Origin of the sequence: Dechloromonas sp. ZY10 (genome assembly GCF_041378895.1) — a bacterium.
GTDB classification, from domain to species: Bacteria; Pseudomonadota; Gammaproteobacteria; order Burkholderiales; family Rhodocyclaceae; genus Azonexus; species Azonexus aquae.
Genome location: NZ_CP144212.1, coordinates 2,741,198 through 2,757,580, shown reverse-complemented (window position 1 = coordinate 2,757,580; position 16,383 = coordinate 2,741,198). Strand labels below are relative to the sequence as shown.

Sequence of the window (16,383 nt, the reverse complement as noted above, 5' to 3'; positions counted from 1 at the left end):
CGGTGTTCAAGCCAAATCCAGAACTTTTCCTTCAGAATCTTTCCCTCAGGTAGCGATTTTCGCCTCCGCTCATTCGTTTGAATCCCATGCTGATTATTCCCGCAATCGATCTTAAGGACGGCCAGTGCGTGCGTCTCAAACAAGGCCTGATGGAGCAGGCGACCGTGTTCTCCGAAAGCCCGGCCGAGCAGGCTCGCCATTGGCTGGAGCAGGGCGCCCGTCGCCTGCATCTGGTCGACCTCAACGGTGCCTTTGCCGGTAAGCCGAAGAATGCGGCTGCGATCAAGGAAATCCTGCAAGAAATCGGTGACCGGATTCCGGTACAGTTGGGGGGCGGCATCCGCGACCTCGACACCATCGAAGCCTGTCTCGACGGCGGCCTCTCCTATGTGATCATCGGCACGGCCGCAGTCAAGAATCCCGGTTTCCTGCACGATGCCTGTACCGCCTTCCCCGGTCACATCATCGTTGGCCTCGATGCCAAGGACGGCAAGGTAGCGACTGACGGCTGGTCCAAACTGACCGGTCACGACGTGGTCGACCTCGGCAAAAAATACGAGGACTACGGCGTCGAGTCGATCATCTACACCGATATCGGCCGCGACGGCATGCTCTCCGGGATCAACATCGAAGCCACCGTGCGTCTGGCGCAGGCCTTGACCATTCCGGTGATCGCCTCGGGCGGTCTGTCCAACCTCGACGACATCCGCAACCTGTGCGCGGTCGAGGGCGAGGGCGTAGTCGGCACCATCGCCGGCCGGGCCATCTACGACGGTTCGCTCGATTTCGCCGCTGCTCAGAAGCTTGCTGACGAGTTGGGCCGCTGAGCCATGCTCGCCAAACGCATCATTCCCTGTCTTGACGTGACCGCCGGTCGCGTCGTCAAAGGCACCAATTTCGTCGGTCTGCGCGATGCCGGCGATCCGATCGAGATCGCCCGCCGTTACAACGAGCAGGGGGCCGATGAGGTCACCTTCCTCGATATCACCGCTTCCAGCGATCAGCGCGACATCATCCTGCACATCGTCGAAGCCTGTGCCGAGCAGGTGTTCATTCCGCTCACCGTCGGTGGCGGCGTGCGCAAGGTCGAGGACGTGCGCCGGCTGCTCAATGCCGGGGCCGACAAGGTGTCGATGAATACCGCTGCCGTGCAGAACCCCGATCTGGTGTTCGATGCGTCGAGCAAGGTCGGTTCGCAGTGCATCGTTGTTGCCATTGATGCCAAGCAGGTGGCACCGGGCAAATGGCATGTATTTACCCACGGCGGCCGTAACGACACCGGCCTCGACGCAATCGAATGGGCGCAGAAGGTCGCCGCCCTCGGTGCCGGAGAAATCCTGCTTACCAGCATGGACCGTGACGGGACCAAGAATGGCTTCGATCTGGCCCTGACCCGCGCGGTCTCCGACGCGGTGAGCATTCCGGTGATCGCTTCCGGTGGTGTCGGCAACTTGCAGCATCTGGCTGACGGCGTTTCCGAAGGGCGTGCCGATGCGGTGCTGGCCGCTTCGATCTTCCATTTCGGCGAGTACACCGTGCGTCAGGCCAAGGAATACATGGCTGGGCGCGGCATCGAGGTTCGCCTGTAATGGCCGATCTCGATCCTTCGCTGCCGCTTTACGAGGCGCTGAAGTGGGACGCCGACGGGATGATTCCTGCGATTGCCCAGGATGCCGCCGGGCGGATCGTGATGTTTGCCTACATGAATCGCGAATCGCTGGCCGAAACCTTGGCCTGCGGCAATGCTGTTTACTGGTCGCGTTCGCGCCGCCGCTTGTGGCGCAAGGGCGAGGAATCCGGGCATTTCCAGAAAATTCTCGGGATTCGTACCGATTGCGACGGCGACGTATTGTTGCTGACCATTGAACAGGTTGGCGGTATTGCGTGCCATACCGGCCGCGCCAGTTGCTTCTTCAATGAATTGCAGGGGGACCGCTGGGTTCCCGTTGATCCGGTTATCAAAGACCCGAAGGATATTTATCAATGAGCACGCATGACATTTTGCATCGTCTCTCCGAGACCCTGGCTTCGCGCCGCAATGCCGACCCGGAGAAGTCCTACACGGCCAAGCTGTTTGCCGAAGGTCCGGATTCGATCCTGAAGAAGATCGGCGAAGAATGCGCCGAGTTGATCATGGCCGGCAAGGAAGGCAAGCGCCTCAAGGTCGTCTGGGAATCGACCGATGTGATCTATCACATTCTCGTATTGCTGGCTTTTTACGGCCTGTCGATTGAAGACGTGTCGCAGGAAATGCGCCGTCGCGAAGGTATTTCCGGGATCGATGAAAAGGCTGCCCGGAGCCAGAACAAGTGAGCGACTGCCTCTTTTGCAAGATCGTGGAAGGGAAAATCCCATCTTCCAAGGTCTATGAGGACGACGATATTCTCGCTTTCAAGGACATCCATCCGGCGCGTCCGGTGCATATCCTGGTGATCCCGAAAAAGCACATCACGTCGCTGGCCACGGTTTCACCGGAAGATGCCCCGGTGCTCGGCAAAATGCTGGCCAAGGCCAATGAAATTGCGGTGGCTCAAGGCAGTCCGGATGGTTTCCGAGTCATCATCAACACCGGTCGTGTGGGGCAGCAGGAAGTGCCGCACCTGCACATGCATATCGTCGGCGGCCCGGATCCGGTCGGTCCGATGCTCAAACGCGTTTAAGCTTCAGGAGAAATTCAATGGGCAGCTTTTCCATCTGGCACTGGCTGATCGTTCTGGTCATCGTCATGCTGGTCTTCGGGACCAAGAAATTGCGCAACATCGGCCAGGATCTCGGTGGTGCGGTCAAGGGCTTCAAGGATGGCATGAAGGAAGCCAACGGTGGCGATGCCGCCCAGCCTGCCGCATCCACTGCGCCGCAGCAGGTGGCCGGTGGTCAGACCATCGACGTCGAAGTCAAGGAAAAGACGAAAGGCTAAGGGCGGACAAAGCAGGATCGAGGATTGAGGAGCAGGCAATCTGTTCCCCGAATCCTCGATGCTTAATCCTTGATCCCGACTCCTAAACAACCATGTTTGACATCGGCTTTTCGGAACTTCTGGTAATCGGGATCGTTGCCCTGGTGGTGATCGGTCCCGAAAAACTGCCCAAGGTGGCGCGCACCCTCGGGCATCTGCTCGGGCGTGCCCAGCGCTATGTCAATGACGTCAAATCCGACATCAATCGCGAGATTCAGCTGGATGAATTAAAAAAACTGCAGTCTCAGGTGACCGAGTCGGCTCGCTCACTCGAAGAATCGGTGCGCAAGGAGTATGACTCCGCACGTAGTGCGGTAGCCGCGCCGGTCGAGAGCGTCCAGGCGGCGGTCGGTGACCTGCAATCCACGCTGAATGAATCATTGGCGGTGGCCCCGGCGGTAACGCCGGTCCCGTTGCCGAGCACTGCACCGCTGGCTTCCGGGCCAGCAGGCGACAACAAGACAGCATGACTGACGCACCCGAAGAATCCTTCATCTCGCACCTGATCGAGTTGCGCGATCGCATGTTGCGTTCTCTGATCGCGGTAGGCGTGATCATGGGCGCACTCTGCTTGTACCCCGGTCCGGGGGCCATTTATGACCTGCTGGCAGCGCCTTTGACGCAAGCCTTGCCGGAGGGCACCAAGATGGTCGCGATCGGCGTGATCACGCCGTTCATGGTGCCGCTCAAGGTTACCGCGATGGTGGCTTTCGTACTGGCCCTGCCCTTCATCCTGTTCCAGGTGTGGGGCTTCGTCGCGCCGGGGCTTTACGATCATGAAAAGCGCCTGGGGCTGCCACTGATTGTTTCCAGCACCGTGCTGTTCATGCTCGGCATGGCCTTTTGCTACTTCTTCGTGTTTGGTCAGGTGTTCAGTTTCATCGCCGGCTTTGCTCCGAAAAGCATCACTCCGGCGCCGGACATCGAGGCCTATCTGTCTTTTGTGATGACCATGTTCCTGGCCTTCGGGATTGCCTTTGAGGTCCCCGTGGCGCTGGTCGTTCTGGTCAAGCTGGGCGTGGTCACGGTCGACAAGCTGGTCGAGTGGCGTTCCTATTTCATCGTCGCGGCATTTGTCATTGCTGCCGTGGTCACGCCGCCGGATGTGGTTTCGCAACTCGCGCTGGCGATTCCGATGTGCCTGCTCTATGAATTGGGTATCCTGGTTTCGCGCTTGGTCAGTGCGCCGCCGCCTGCTACGGTCGACGCGCCTGCGGTTGAAAAAAGCGAAACCGCCGCAGGGCAAGCCCAGCAAGCCGAGCTGACCGCCGAACTGGACAAGGCCGAAGAGGATTTTCGCAAACTCTCTGGCCCTTGAGTGGTGACGGCAACAGGCGGTTAACGCCTTTCCATTGCGAGTGCGGCCGGTTTATCCGGCCGCAGTGCTTCACCGGCAGCCGATCCTGGCCGAGGCCTTTTTCGTTGTTTTTTGCTCAGGCGGTTGGCGCTGCGGGGGATTTCCGTTCCGGCCCAGGGAGTGTGATGCGTTGGGCGCGCACCTCGCCTTCGGCAAACCACCACAGGCTGCCCGGCGGCATCGCGGTCCAGGCCTCGTTATCGGTCAACGGCTGGGTGGCGATCACTGCCACGCGGTCGCGGTCGGTGGTCACTTCGCTGAAGTCGATGCTGACATCCTGATCGGTCAGGTGTGCCTCGGCAAAGGGAGCCTGGCGCACGATGTAGCTGAGGCGCGTCGAGGCATGGGCGAGTAGCCAGTCGCCATTCGAGAGCAGGTAATTGAATTCGCCGGAACGGGCGATTTCCACGGTCAACCGGTGAATTTCGGCAAAAAGCACGGCATCGTCGGGCGGTGTCGCGCCGAAACGTTGGCGTAGTTGTTGCAGCAGCCAGCAAAACGCCCTTTCGCTGTCGGTCAGGCCGACCGGCACAAAGCTGCCGTCCAGTTCCGGCTGGAAGTCGAGCAGATTGCCGTTGTGGGCAAAAGTCCAGTAGCGCCCCCATAGTTCACGAACGAAGGGGTGCGTATTTTCCAGCCCAACTGCCCCTTGGGTAGCCTTGCGGATATGGGCAATCACATTTTTCGAGCGAATCGGGTATTGCCGCACCAGTTCGGCAACCGGAGAGGTGCAGGAAGGTTGCGGGTCAAGAAACAGTCGGTGACCCTTGCCTTCGAAAAAGGCGATGCCCCAGCCGTCGGAGTGGACGTCGGTAGCGCCACCGCGAGCTTGGAAGCCGGTAAAGGAAAAACAGATGTCGGTCGGGACATTGCAGTTCATGCCGAGCAGTTGGCACATGGCGGAGTCGCAGCGAAAGAGGGTTGGCGAAAAGGGCGGAACTAGCGTTCGACCCGGGCGGTCGGGCGTTTGCCGATCCGCACCGTCAGTTCGAGGATGGTTTTGTCGCGGCGCAGGCGGAAGCCGACTTTTTCTTCCGGCTTGAGTGCGGCAATCAGTTCGAGCATGACCTGCGGATCCTTGACGGCTTTGCCGTTGACCGCAAGCAGGACATCGCCGGGGCGAATGCCGGCCTGTTCGGCCGGGCTATTGCGGACGACGCCGGCAATCAGCGCGCCCTCGGTGTCGGGAAGGCCAAAGGATTCGGCCAGTTCGGCCGTAACTTCCTGGGCCTCGACACCGATCCAGCCGCGCGTGACCGCGCCATTCTGGATGATTTGTTCCATGATGCTGCGGGCGCTGGAGACCGGAATCGCAAAGCCGATGCCGTGGTTGCCGCCGGTGCGCGAATAGATCGCGGTATTGATCCCGACCAGAGTGCCTTGGGCATCGACCAGCGCGCCGCCGGAGTTGCCGGGGTTGATTGCGGCATCGGTCTGGATGAAGTTTTCGAAGGTGTTGATGCCCAGGTGTGAGCGCCCCAGCGCCGAAACAATGCCCATGGTCACGGTTTGCCCGACGCCGAATGGATTGCCAATGGCGAGCACGACGTCGCCAACCCGCAATGCATCAATCTGGCCAAAGGTCACCGTGGGCAGTGGCTTGTCGGTGCGGATCTGGAGCACCGCAAGATCGGACTCAGGGTCGTTGCCGACGCTGCGCGCCTTGTAGGTGCGGCCGTCGTTGAGCGAGACCTGGATGTCGTCGGCAGCCTCGATCACGTGGTAGTTGGTCAGGATGTAGCCGCTGGGGCTGACTATTACCCCCGAGCCGAGGCCGGCATTGCGTTGTTCCGGCCCATCCTGGCGGTCGCCGAAAAAATGGCGGAAGATCGGGTCATCAAACAGCGGATGGCGCGGGCTGCGTACCTGCTGGGTGGTGTAGATATGCACAACCGAAGGGAGTGCGGCACGCGCGGCATCGCGATATGAACCGGCCGGGGCGGCCTTGTCGTCTTCATGGCTACCGCTTGGCGCCTGTTCGATAATGGCAAGCGGTCGGCGTGATGGCAACCAGTCGGGGCGCAAGGTCGAGACGACAAAAAGTACGGCCACCGCAACCGTTACTGTTTGTGCAAAAATCAGCCACAACCTGTGCATGAAGGGAAATTGATGAGACGCGAAGCGCTGCTGGATTATCTGGATGGGCTGCTGGAGCCGGCAAAGTTCAAGGATTATTGCCCAAATGGGCTGCAAGTGGAAGGACGGCGGGAAATTCGCCGGGTTGTCGCTGGTGTTACCGCCTGTCAGGCCTTGCTTGATGCGGCGGTAGCCGCGCAGGCCGATGCCGTGCTGGTACACCATGGCTATTTCTGGAAAGGCGAGGACGGGCGGGTGACCGGGATTCGTCGGCAGCGATTGAAAACCTTGCTCGATCATGAGATCAGCCTGATCGCTTATCACCTGCCACTGGATGCTCACCCGCAACTAGGCAATAACGCACAACTGGCGCAGGCCTTCGGCTGGCTGGCCGAGGGGTGTTTTGGGGAGCAGAACATTGCTTGGCGCGGCAGTTTGCCGCAGCCGCAGAGCGTGGCCGAAGTGGCGGCGAGGGTAGCGGCTGCGTTGGGGCGCGAGCCGCTGCTGATCGGCGATCCGCAGGCGCCAGTCCGTCGCGTCGGCTGGTGCTCAGGCGGCGCCCAAGGTTATTTCGAAGCGGCAATCGAGCAAGGTGTCGACCTCTACCTGTCGGGCGAAATCTCCGAGCAGACCGTGCATCTGGCCCGTGAAACCGGGGTTGCCTATCTGGCTGCCGGCCATCATGCGACCGAACGCCTCGGAATTCAGGCGCTGGCGGCCCGGGTCGCGGAAGATTGTGGACTCGATTGCCGCTTCGTTGAGGTCGCTAATCCGGTCTGAGCGGGTTAAACGATCCGCTTGAGCTTGTGTCCGTTCTCGAGAACGCGGAGCAGGAGAACAATTTCTTCGACAATTTCAAGGGGGAAGCCGGTGCGCTGCCCTCCCCGGTTGTCCTGCGTCAGCGATTGCAGGTAGTCGACGCATTCCGGGCAGCCCCACAGTTCGCTGATCCGCTTGAGAATGTGCGGATAGTCTTCCAGGGTGCGCAGCCCCGAAATTACCGTGGTTGAGGTCTCCCAGGTCGGCAGTTGGACGTTGAAGCGGGTGCGCACGGTTTCCGAGAAGTGCTCGAACTCGTTGCGCATGTTGCCGCGGCGGTAGAGGTCGAGGAGCAACAACCAGGGCCCGATGTTCTGCGGCGAATAGTTTTCGATGTATTCGGCAACCGTCTCGGCGGCTCCATCGAGGCGGCCGAAGCTGAGCATTACTTCCGCCAGTTCGAGCATCGAGTCACCGTTGTAATACTCGGCAACCTCTTCGCCTGCATTCGGGTTGAGCGGTGTTTGCTCGGCCAGGGCTTGCGCCGCTTCGGCGTCGCTATGGGGGCGGTTGATCGGCGGCAGCGATAGCGAGAGCAGGCTTTCTGGTTCTGTCGGTGCGGTGGCCACGGTGGTCACCGGTAGCCGGCTGGGTGCTGCCTCCGTTGCCTCGTTAAGGAGGGCTTGTTGTTCCTTGCGCCGGCGCCGCCAGAAAACTGCCGTGGCCGCCAGTGCAGCACCCGCGCCTGCGGTGATCAGCAACTGCCAGAGATCGTTGTCCGCGTTGTCTGTTGCCGGAGCAGGAGCAGGAGCAGGAGCAGGAGCAGGAGCAGGAGCAGGAGCAGGAGCAGGAGCAGGAGCAGGAGCAGGAGCAGGAGCAGGAGCAGGAGCAGGAGCAGGAGCAGGAGCAGGAGCAGGAGCAGGAGCAGGAGCAGGTGCAGGTGCAGGTGCAGGTGCAGGTGCAGGTGCAGGTGCAGGTGCAGGTGCAGGTGCAGGTGCAGGTGCAGGATTGGCCGCCTGCTTTTGTCGGGTCAGTGTGGTGTCGACCAGTTGAGCGGCGCGGTCGAGTTGCTCGTTGGTGCGCGTCAGCAGGGCCAGGATGGCCTCCATTTGCCCGACGCGGCGGGTCAATTCTTCGACCCGCTGGCCGGCACAGGGATCGGCGCAGAGCAGCGTGCCTTGCGGTTGTGGCCTGGCCTGCGCCGGAGCTTGCTGACGCTGGGCCGGGGCAGGGCGGGGGGGGCTGGCCGGGAGCGGCGCCGTAGCCGGGGTTTCGGCGGTCGGTGCGCGCGGCAGGGCTTCGGGGAGTGGCAAGCGGTATTGCCGGTGCAGCTTGAGCCCACATTCGACAGTGACTTCCAGGGCCAGGCTGGTGCCGCTGATCGGCTCGGTGCTGGTGATCTGGAGTTGGTAATGCTCGTCGCTGCGCAGCAGGCGCGTGCGGATCGCGGTGGCCGCCAGTTCTTCGCTACGGACCCGGTAACAAGCTGCCGGGGCAGCTTGCTCGCTGGTGGCGGCGAGCGGGATGGTCAGATGTAATGGCTGGTGGCGGCGGGAGTGCAATTGCGCTTCGCCAAGCTCGACTCCGGCTGCGGCGGGAGTGAGGGGCAGGGCTGCCAGCAGGGCGAGCAACCGCCGGGGCACTTTCCGCAGCATGAATCAATTCTCCTGGACGCGCAAAAAGCGTCATTATGTGGCATTTTTAACCCATTTCCCATGCGTTCGAGGAGTCTGTTCGTGCAAGTTCTGTTTCCCCTTCCGCCTCCGGTGCTGGTGCCCGTTCAGGGTAGTGCGGCACGTTTCCCCGTTCGGCGTATTTTCTGTGTTGGCCGCAACTACGCCGAGCATGCGCGCGAGATGGGGGCGGTCGATCAGGCGCAAGGCCTGGAGCCGCCTTTTTTCTTTACCAAGCCTGCGGATGCGCTGGTCGCCGGAGACGGCGAATTGAGCGTGTCCTATCCGCCGCGGACGAGCAATTTGCACCATGAGGTGGAAATGGTGGTGGCTTTGGGCGACGGAGGCAGCAATCTTACGGTCGACCAGGCCAAAAGCCTGATTTTGGGTTACGCCGTGGGCCTCGACCTGACCCGTCGCGACCTGCAGGCGCGGGCCAAGGAAAAGGGGCATCCCTGGGACATGAGCAAGGGGTTTGACCAGTCGGCCGTATGCGGGCCGCTGGTGTTGGTCGCTGATTGCGGCCATCCGGCGGGCGGCGAGATCGGTTTGCAGGTGAATGGTGAGGTCCGGCAGGCAGGCGACTTGTCGGAGATGATGTGGAAGGTGCCGCAGATCATTGCCGAGTTGTCGGCGCTGGTCAGCCTGGCAGCGGGCGATCTGATCTACACCGGGACGCCGGCTGGCGTCGGGCCGCTGCAACGTGGCGACCGTCTTGAAGGAACGGTCGCCGGACTGCCTCCGCTGCGGGCCAGGATTGTCTGATCCTGGTGCTTCAGTTTGCCTGCGGGCGGCGGTCGATGACGCGCCGGGCCTTGCCGACTGAACGCTCGATCCCGCCGCTATCGACGACTTCGACGCGGGCTGAAATACCGATATAGGACTTGATGTGGTGTTGCAGGTCGTGCGCGGCAAATTCCTTTTCGGCCTGGCCGACGAACTGGAACTCGGGCTTCATTTCGACGTTCACCTTCAGCGAATCGAGGTGGCCGTCGCGCGTCAGCTCGAGCATGTAGTGCGGCGACAGCCTGGGCTGGCGCAGGATCAGCTCTTCAATCTGCGACGGGAAGACGTTGACCCCGCGAATGATCAGCATGTCGTCGGAGCGGCCGGTGATCTTGCCGATCCGCCGCATGCTGCGTGAGGTCGGGGCCAGCAGCCGGGTCAGGTCGCGGGTCCGGTAGCGGATCACCGGCATCGCTTCCTTGCTCAGCGAGGTGAACACCAGTTCGCCCTGACAGCCGTCAGGCAGCACTTCGCCGGTGCTCGGATCGATGATTTCCGGGTAGAAATGGTCTTCCCAGATCACTGGTCCATCCTTGCTCTCGGCGCATTCGTTGGCGACGCCGGGGCCGATCACTTCCGAGAGGCCGTAGATGTCGACCGCGTCGATTCCGAAAATATTCTCGATTTCGCCGCGCATTGCGTCGGTCCACGGTTCGGCGCCGTGGATACCGATGCGCAGTGCAGTGCTGCGCGGGTCGATGCCCTGGCGGCGGAACTCGTCGGCGATGTTGAGCATGTACGAAGGGGTGACCATGATGATGCTTGGCTTGAAGTCGCAGATCAGTTGCACCTGCTTTTCGGTCTGCCCGCCGGACATCGGGATCACCGTGCAGCCGAGGCGTTCGGCACCGTAATGCGCGCCCAGCCCGCCGGTGAACAGGCCGTAGCCGTAAGCGACGTGCAGGATGTCGCCGGCGCGCCCGCCGGCGGCGTGAATCGAGCGGGCGACGAGATCAGCCCAGGTGTCGATGTCGCGCCGGGTGTAGCCGACCACCGTCGGTTTGCCGGTGGTGCCGCTGGAGGCATGGATCCGCACCACCTCTTCCCGCGGTACCGCGAACATCCCGTAAGGATAGTTGTCGCGCAAGTCCTGCTTGGTGGTGAACGGAAACTTGGCCAGGTCGGCCAGGGATTTGAAATCGTCCGGATGTACGCCCGCAGCGTCGAAGCGTTGGCGGTAATGCGGGACGTTGGCGTAGGCCTGCTGCAGCGTCTGACGCAGACGCTCGGTTTGCAACTGCGAAATTTCATCGCGGCTGGCGTGCTCGATGGCATGCAGCCCTGGTTTTCCTGCCATGAGGGTCTCCCTGTTCGTTGTTATGAACCGGGGATTTTCCCCGTTGCCGGCAGGGGTATTGTTGAGCCAGGTCAACCTCGGTGAGCATGTCCGGCTATGCGACAATGCCGCCCATGCTTTATTCAACCGCCCGCAGGCTGCTGGCCCATGCCTTGCCGATCCTGATCGCCCAGTTGTCTTCTGTCGGCATGATGCTGGTTGATACCGCCGTGCTCGGTCATGTCAGTTCAGCCGACCTCGCGGCAGTGGCAATTGGCGGAGGCATCCATATCTCGCTGGTGTTTGCGCTGGTTGGCATCGTCCAGGCTGTGGCGCCGATGGTGGCCCATGCGCACGGCGCAGGCGAGGGGGGCAAGGTGGTGCAAATCCTGCAGCAGACATTCTGGCTGGCGCTGCTGCTCAGCGTGCCGGGAATGCTGTTGCTGATCTTTCCCGGCTTCCTGCTGGGCAGTGCTGGCATGGATTCCACGGTCGACGCCAAGGTTCGGGAATATTTGCAGATTCTTGCCTGGGGGCTGCCCGCAGCTTTGTGCTACCGGACCTTTTACGCTTTCTGCAATGCTCTTGGGCGACCACGGGTCTTGATGTTGATCGGTCTTGCCGCGCTGCTGGTGCATGCCTTGCTGGCCTGGGGTTTGGCCCTGCAAGGCTGGGCTGGCGAACCGCTGGGAGTGGTGGGGTGCGCCTGGTCGAATGTGTTGATTGGCTGGGTGGCCTGCGGTGGTGCTGCCGCCTATCTGCATTACGGGCCGCTCGGTCGCTGTTACCGGCCTTTGCGTGGTTGGAAGCGCCCTCGCTGGCCGATCTGGCGCGAATTGCTGCGTCTGGGGCTGCCGATGGGGGTGTCGAATTTCGTAGAAATCACCGCCTTTACACTGATTGCGCTGCTGATTGCCTCACTCGGGGCTACGGTTGTTGCCGGGCACCGGATCGTGGCCAATCTTTCTGCCCTGGCTTACATGTTGCCGCTGTCGTTGGGGATTGCGGTGATGGCGGCGGTGGGGCAGGCACTGGGCGCGCACGACTGGGGCGGGGTGCGAGCCCTGGTTCGGGCCGGATTGTGGCTGGCCGGGCTCTCATCCTTGCTGACCGGCAGCTTGCTGTGGCTGGCCGCCGAGCCATTGACCGCCGGTTATACCGACGATCCGGCGGTGCGTGACGTGGCTCTTGGCTTGATCCTGTATGTTGCCGCTTATCAGTTTTGCGATGCCTTGCAGACCATTGCCGGGCATGTGCTGCGGGCCTGCCGGGTGACTTTTCTGCCGATGCTGCTGCAGACTTTTTGCTTCTGGGGGATCGGTTTGGCCGGTGGATTCTGGCTTTGTTACCGGGGGCAGGCCCCGCTGGGGGCCGCCGGATTCTGGCTGGCGGCGGTACTCAGCCTGGTGCTGGCTTCGGCGGTGCTGCTGCCGCTGATGTACAAGGTTCTGGGTGAATTGCTCCCTGATTCATAATTATGAATTTTAGGCTGCAATTATTTTTCCGCCTGTGGTAGGATTTTGGGCTAATAACTCTAAAACCGGGTGGGGTCGGGGGATTTATCGGCTGCCGCTCATTGCTCGCAACTTAACTCAACGCAAGGAAAGCGCATGAAAATTCACGAATATCAGGGCAAGCAAATCCTGAAGAAATTCGGCGTTACGGTTCCGCGCGGGATTCACTGCACGACCGTCGAAGACGCAGTCAAGGCAGCCGAAACCCTGGGCGGCAAGGTCTGGGTGGTCAAGGCCCAGATTCACGCTGGTGGCCGTGGCAAGGGCGGCGGCGTCAAGGTCGCTACTTCCCTCGAAAAAGTGCGCGAATACGCCAGCCAGATTCTCGGCATGCAGCTGATCACGCATCAGACCGGTCCGGAAGGGCAGAAGGTCCGTCACCTGCTGATCGAAGAAGGCGCTGACATCCAGCACGAATACTACGTTGCCGCGCTGACCGATCGTGCCACCCAGTCCGTCGCGATCATGGCCTCCTACGAAGGCGGCATGGATATTGAAGAAGTCGCGCACAAGACCCCGGAGAAGATCGTCAAGGTTTTCGTCAACCCGCTGGTCGGCCTGACCGACGAGCAGGCGCTGACCCTGGCCAAGGGCATGGGCATGAACGAAGCCTCGATCCCGCAGTGTGTTGAGACCCTGAAGAATCTCTACACCTGCTACATGGAGACCGATGCCTCCCTGGCCGAAATCAACCCGCTGATCCACGAAGCCGACGGTACTGTCAAGGCTCTGGATGCCAAGTTCAACTTCGACTCCAACGCCCTCTACCGTCAGGAAGAGATCGTTGCCATGCGCGATCTGGACGAAGAAGATCCGGACGAAATCGAAGCCTCCAAGTTTGACCTGGCCTACATTTCCCTCGATGGCAACATCGGCTGTCTGGTGAACGGTGCCGGTCTGGCCATGGCCACCATGGACACCATCAAGCTGTTCGGCGCCGAGCCGGCCAACTTCCTCGACGTCGGCGGCGGTGCCACGACCGAGAAGGTCACCGAAGCCTTCAAGATCATGCTCAAAAACACCAAGGTCAAGGGCATTCTGGTCAATATCTTCGGCGGCATCATGAAGTGCGACACCATCGCTACCGGCGTTGTTGCCGCAGCCAAGGAAGTTAACCTGTCGGTCCCGCTGGTCGTCCGCATGAAGGGCACCAACGAAGATCTGGGCAAGAAGATCCTCAAGGACTCCGGCCTGCCGATCATCTCTGCCGATTCCATGGCCGAGGCCGCCACCCAGATCGTTGCTGCGGTCAAGTAAGGAGCTAGCGAATGTCTATCCTGATCAACAAAAACACCAAGATCATCACCCAGGGCATCACCGGCAAGACCGGTCAGTTCCATACTGAGAAGTGCCAGGAATACGCAAACGGCAAGGAATGCTTCGTTGCCGGCGTGAACCCGAAGAAGGCTGGCGAAAAGATTTTCGACATCCCCATCTACGGTTCGGTCAAGGAAGCCGCCGCTGAAACCGGCGCTACCGTGTCCGTCATCTACGTGCCGCCCGCTGGTGCTGCCGCTGCGATCTGGGAAGCTGTCGAAGCCGACCTCGATCTGGCCATCTGCATCACCGAAGGCATCCCCGTCCGCGACATGCTGATGGTGCGCAACAAGATGAAGGAAAAGGAAGCCAAGGGCGGCAAGAAGACCCTGCTGCTCGGCCCGAACTGCCCTGGCCTGATCACCCCGGACGAAGTGAAGATCGGCATCATGCCGGGTCACATCCACCGCAAGGGTCGTATCGGCGTCGTTTCCCGTTCCGGTACCCTGACCTACGAAGCCGTCGGTCAGCTGACCGAACTGGGCCTCGGCCAGTCTTCCGCTGTCGGTATCGGTGGTGACCCGATCAACGGTCTGAAGCACATCGACGTCATGAAGATGTTCAACGACGATCCGGATACCGACGCCGTCATCATGATCGGTGAAATCGGTGGTCCGGACGAAGCCGAAGCCGCTCAGTGGTGCAAGGCCAACATGAAGAAGCCGATCGTCGGCTTCATCGCTGGCGTCACCGCACCGGCCGGCAAGCGCATGGGCCACGCAGGTGCCCTGATCTCTGGCGGTGCCGACACCGCCGATGCCAAGCTCGCGATCATGGAAGAGTGCGGCTTCAAGGTCACCCGCAACCCGTCCGAAATGGCTAAGCTGCTGAAGGCGATGCTGTAAAATCCGAGCCTAGCTCAACCAAAAAAGGCGGGCCTTCGGTCCGCCTTTTTATTTGCCTGAAGATTCATGGAACTCGACTTTGCTTCTGCTGCATTCTGGCTCGCCGTCGGCCAGATCATCCTGATCGACATTGTTTTGTCTGGCGACAACGCCGTGGTGATTGCGCTGGCTTGTCGAAATCTCACGGTCGACCAGCGGAAAAAGGGAATTTTCTGGGGCGTCACCGGTGCGGTGTTGTTGCGCGTGGCGCTGACCGCTTGTGCTGCGCTGGTGATGGGCTTGCCTTGGCTGAAGCTGATCGGCGGGCTGCTGCTGCTGTGGATCGCGCTCAAATTGATGCTGCCTGAAGACGAGGATGGGCATGACATCGAAGCTTCCGGAAATTTGTGGGGAGCAGTCAAGACCATCATCGTCGCCGATTTTGTGATGAGCCTCGACAATGTGATTGCCGTTGCCGGGGCGGCGCACGGCAGCATGACCTTGCTGCTGTTCGGGCTGGCGGTCAGCATTCCGCTGATCGTCTGGTCCAGCCAATTGATCCTGCACTGGATGGAGCGTTTCCCGGTGATCGTGCTGTTCGGTGCCGGGCTGCTCGGCTATGTTGCCGGTCAGATGATTTTTACCGATCCGGGCGTTCTCGCCTGGTTGCCACCCTTGCCAGCATGGGCCGGGAAGCTGGCAGGTGCGATGGGGGCGCTGGTGGTGGTCGGACTCGGGCGCTGGCTTGAGCAGCGGGCATTGGCGCGACAGGATGTGACCTTGGTGTGAGGGAGTAATTGATGGCCTTGTTCCTGACTGAAAATGAGGTTTCCCAGCTGTTGACCGTGGATATGGCGCTGGAGGCGGTCGAGTCTGCGCATCGCGACCTGGCGCTCGGGCAGGCTCTGGACACCCCGCGCGCGCGCAGCCGCTTGCCGCAGACGGTACTGCACATTCTTCAGGGGGCGCTGCCGGCGCAAGGGGTGCTTGGCTACAAGGCCTATACCAGCAACCGCAGCGGCAATCGCTTCCTGGTGCATCTTTTCGATGCCGCCAGCGGTCAGTTGCAAGCCATTCTCGAAGCCGATACGTTGGGCATGTTCCGTACCGGTGCTGCCAGCGGGGTGGCGGCTAAATGGCTGGCGCGGCCGGATAGCGAGGTGGCTGGGGTTTTTGGCTGCGGTTGGCAGGCTGAAGGACATGTCCGGGCAATTTGTGCAGCCTTGCCACTGGCCGAGGTCAAGGTCTGGGGGCGGCAGGCCGGCAAGCTCTCCGATTTTTGCGCTCGCCTGAGCGAGGTGACCGGTATCCGGGTCGTTCCCGCCGCCAGTCCCGAAGATACCGTGCGCGGCAGCGATCTGGTGGGTACCGTGACGACCGCAGCACAGCCGCTGTTTGCTGCCGAATGGCTGGCGGAAGGGACGCATCTCAACGCCGCTGGCTCCAATGCGCTGATCCGTCAGGAATTGTCCGAGGCTGCCGTGCGTCGTTGCGACCTGATATGCGTTGATTCTGTCCCGACCGCCCTGGCGGAAGCGGGCGATCTGCTGCCGTTGCTTGAAAAAGGGCGCCTGCAGCCGCGTCAGCTGGTTGAGTTGGGTGATGTGATTTGTGCTCGGCATCCCGGTCGCAGCAGTGCTGGCCAGATCACCCTGTTTGAATCGCAGGGCATGGCAATCCAGGACCTGGCGCTGGCATTGCGCGTGGTCCGGGCCGCTGAAGCGGCCGGCCTGGGGCGTGAAATCCCGCTGGGTTCCGTATAGGCGGGTTTGACCGCGGCTTGCGGTCGGCGTAAAAATGACCCTCCGGTATATTTCGTACCGGAGCGGATGCAAGCGGGAGGGG

General features: G+C 61.3%; 19 protein-coding genes. 15 read left to right on the top strand and 4 right to left on the bottom strand.

Features of this window, described 5'->3' with window-relative positions:
- Positions 1-86 precede the first annotated feature (86 nt).
- From hisA to tatC, 8 genes are all read left to right on the top strand, one after another.
- Positions 87-827, top strand: a complete 741-nt coding sequence (gene hisA / locus VX159_RS12525; protein ID WP_371323225.1) for a 1-(5-phosphoribosyl)-5-[(5-phosphoribosylamino)methylideneamino]imidazole-4-carboxamide isomerase — start codon at positions 87-89, stop codon at positions 825-827.
- Positions 828-830: 3 nt separating this feature from the next.
- Complete coding sequence (gene hisF, locus VX159_RS12520; RefSeq protein WP_371323224.1) at positions 831-1,589, top strand: imidazole glycerol phosphate synthase subunit HisF; 759 nt, start codon at positions 831-833, stop codon at positions 1,587-1,589.
- Positions 1,589-1,987 carry a phosphoribosyl-AMP cyclohydrolase gene (hisI, locus tag VX159_RS12515; protein WP_371323223.1) on the top strand — a complete coding sequence of 133 codons (399 nt, stop codon included), beginning with the start codon at positions 1,589-1,591 and terminating at the stop codon, positions 1,985-1,987. The genes hisF and hisI overlap by 1 nt, the downstream gene beginning before the upstream one ends.
- Positions 1,984-2,313 carry a phosphoribosyl-ATP diphosphatase gene (locus VX159_RS12510; RefSeq protein WP_371323222.1) on the top strand — a complete coding sequence of 110 codons (330 nt, stop codon included), beginning with the start codon at positions 1,984-1,986 and terminating at the stop codon, positions 2,311-2,313. Before hisI ends, VX159_RS12510 begins: the two co-directional genes overlap by 4 nt.
- Entirely contained in the window at positions 2,310-2,660 is a 351-nt protein-coding gene (locus tag VX159_RS12505) for a histidine triad nucleotide-binding protein (RefSeq protein WP_371323221.1), read from the top strand. The genes VX159_RS12510 and VX159_RS12505 overlap by 4 nt, the downstream gene beginning before the upstream one ends.
- Positions 2,661-2,677: 17 nt before the next feature.
- A complete protein-coding gene (tatA, locus tag VX159_RS12500) occupies positions 2,678-2,917 on the top strand; it encodes a Sec-independent protein translocase subunit TatA (RefSeq protein ID WP_371323220.1) in 240 nt (79 codons plus the stop codon).
- A gap of 92 nt (positions 2,918-3,009) precedes the next feature.
- Positions 3,010-3,426, top strand: coding sequence for a Sec-independent protein translocase protein TatB (gene tatB / locus VX159_RS12495; protein WP_371323219.1), 417 nt, complete (start codon positions 3,010-3,012; stop codon positions 3,424-3,426).
- Complete coding sequence (tatC, locus tag VX159_RS12490) at positions 3,423-4,274, top strand: twin-arginine translocase subunit TatC (RefSeq protein ID WP_371323218.1); 852 nt, start codon at positions 3,423-3,425, stop codon at positions 4,272-4,274. Before tatB ends, tatC begins: the two co-directional genes overlap by 4 nt.
- Positions 4,275-4,389: 115 nt before the next feature.
- Here tatC and VX159_RS12485 read toward each other — a convergent pair whose 3' ends face one another.
- Both VX159_RS12485 and VX159_RS12480 read right to left on the bottom strand, forming a co-directional pair.
- Positions 4,390-5,211, bottom strand: coding sequence for a class II glutamine amidotransferase (locus VX159_RS12485; protein ID WP_371323217.1), 822 nt, complete (start codon positions 5,209-5,211; stop codon positions 4,390-4,392).
- A gap of 41 nt (positions 5,212-5,252) precedes the next feature.
- Positions 5,253-6,410, bottom strand: a complete 1,158-nt coding sequence (locus tag VX159_RS12480; protein WP_371323216.1) for a Do family serine endopeptidase — start codon at positions 6,408-6,410, stop codon at positions 5,253-5,255.
- A gap of 12 nt (positions 6,411-6,422) precedes the next feature.
- Between VX159_RS12480 and VX159_RS12475 the strand changes: the two genes are divergently transcribed.
- Positions 6,423-7,169, top strand: coding sequence for a Nif3-like dinuclear metal center hexameric protein (locus tag VX159_RS12475; RefSeq protein ID WP_371323215.1), 747 nt, complete (start codon positions 6,423-6,425; stop codon positions 7,167-7,169).
- A gap of 5 nt (positions 7,170-7,174) precedes the next feature.
- Here the strand turns inward: VX159_RS12475 and VX159_RS12470 are convergent, their stop codons facing one another.
- Positions 7,175-8,803: a hypothetical protein gene (locus tag VX159_RS12470; protein WP_371323214.1), complete on the bottom strand. Its 1,629-nt coding sequence runs from the start codon at positions 8,801-8,803 to the stop codon at positions 7,175-7,177.
- Between the two features lie 81 nt (positions 8,804-8,884).
- On the opposite strand from VX159_RS12470, the gene VX159_RS12465 reads away from it, so the two are divergent.
- Positions 8,885-9,586: a fumarylacetoacetate hydrolase family protein gene (locus tag VX159_RS12465; protein WP_371323213.1), complete on the top strand. Its 702-nt coding sequence runs from the start codon at positions 8,885-8,887 to the stop codon at positions 9,584-9,586.
- A 10-nt stretch (positions 9,587-9,596) separates the two neighbouring features.
- On the opposite strand, the gene paaK is transcribed toward VX159_RS12465, so the two are convergent.
- On the bottom strand, positions 9,597-10,904 hold the full coding sequence (gene paaK / locus VX159_RS12460) for a phenylacetate--CoA ligase PaaK (RefSeq protein ID WP_371323212.1): 1,308 nt from the start codon (positions 10,902-10,904) through the stop codon (positions 9,597-9,599).
- A gap of 113 nt (positions 10,905-11,017) precedes the next feature.
- On the opposite strand from paaK, the gene VX159_RS12455 reads away from it, so the two are divergent.
- From VX159_RS12455 to VX159_RS12435, 5 genes are all read left to right on the top strand, one after another.
- The gene (locus VX159_RS12455) at positions 11,018-12,358 is read left to right on the top strand and encodes an MATE family efflux transporter (RefSeq protein WP_371323211.1); all 1,341 of its coding nucleotides are present in this window, start codon (positions 11,018-11,020) and stop codon (positions 12,356-12,358) included.
- A 135-nt stretch (positions 12,359-12,493) separates the two neighbouring features.
- On the top strand, positions 12,494-13,654 hold the full coding sequence (gene sucC, locus VX159_RS12450) for an ADP-forming succinate--CoA ligase subunit beta (RefSeq protein ID WP_371323210.1): 1,161 nt from the start codon (positions 12,494-12,496) through the stop codon (positions 13,652-13,654).
- Between the two features lie 11 nt (positions 13,655-13,665).
- Positions 13,666-14,559 carry a succinate--CoA ligase subunit alpha gene (gene sucD / locus VX159_RS12445; RefSeq protein WP_371323209.1) on the top strand — a complete coding sequence of 298 codons (894 nt, stop codon included), beginning with the start codon at positions 13,666-13,668 and terminating at the stop codon, positions 14,557-14,559.
- Between the two features lie 66 nt (positions 14,560-14,625).
- Positions 14,626-15,327, top strand: coding sequence for a TerC family protein (locus tag VX159_RS12440; RefSeq protein WP_371323208.1), 702 nt, complete (start codon positions 14,626-14,628; stop codon positions 15,325-15,327).
- Positions 15,328-15,338: 11 nt separating this feature from the next.
- Entirely contained in the window at positions 15,339-16,301 is a 963-nt protein-coding gene (locus VX159_RS12435) for an ornithine cyclodeaminase family protein (protein WP_371323207.1), read from the top strand.
- Positions 16,302-16,383 lie beyond the last annotated feature (82 nt).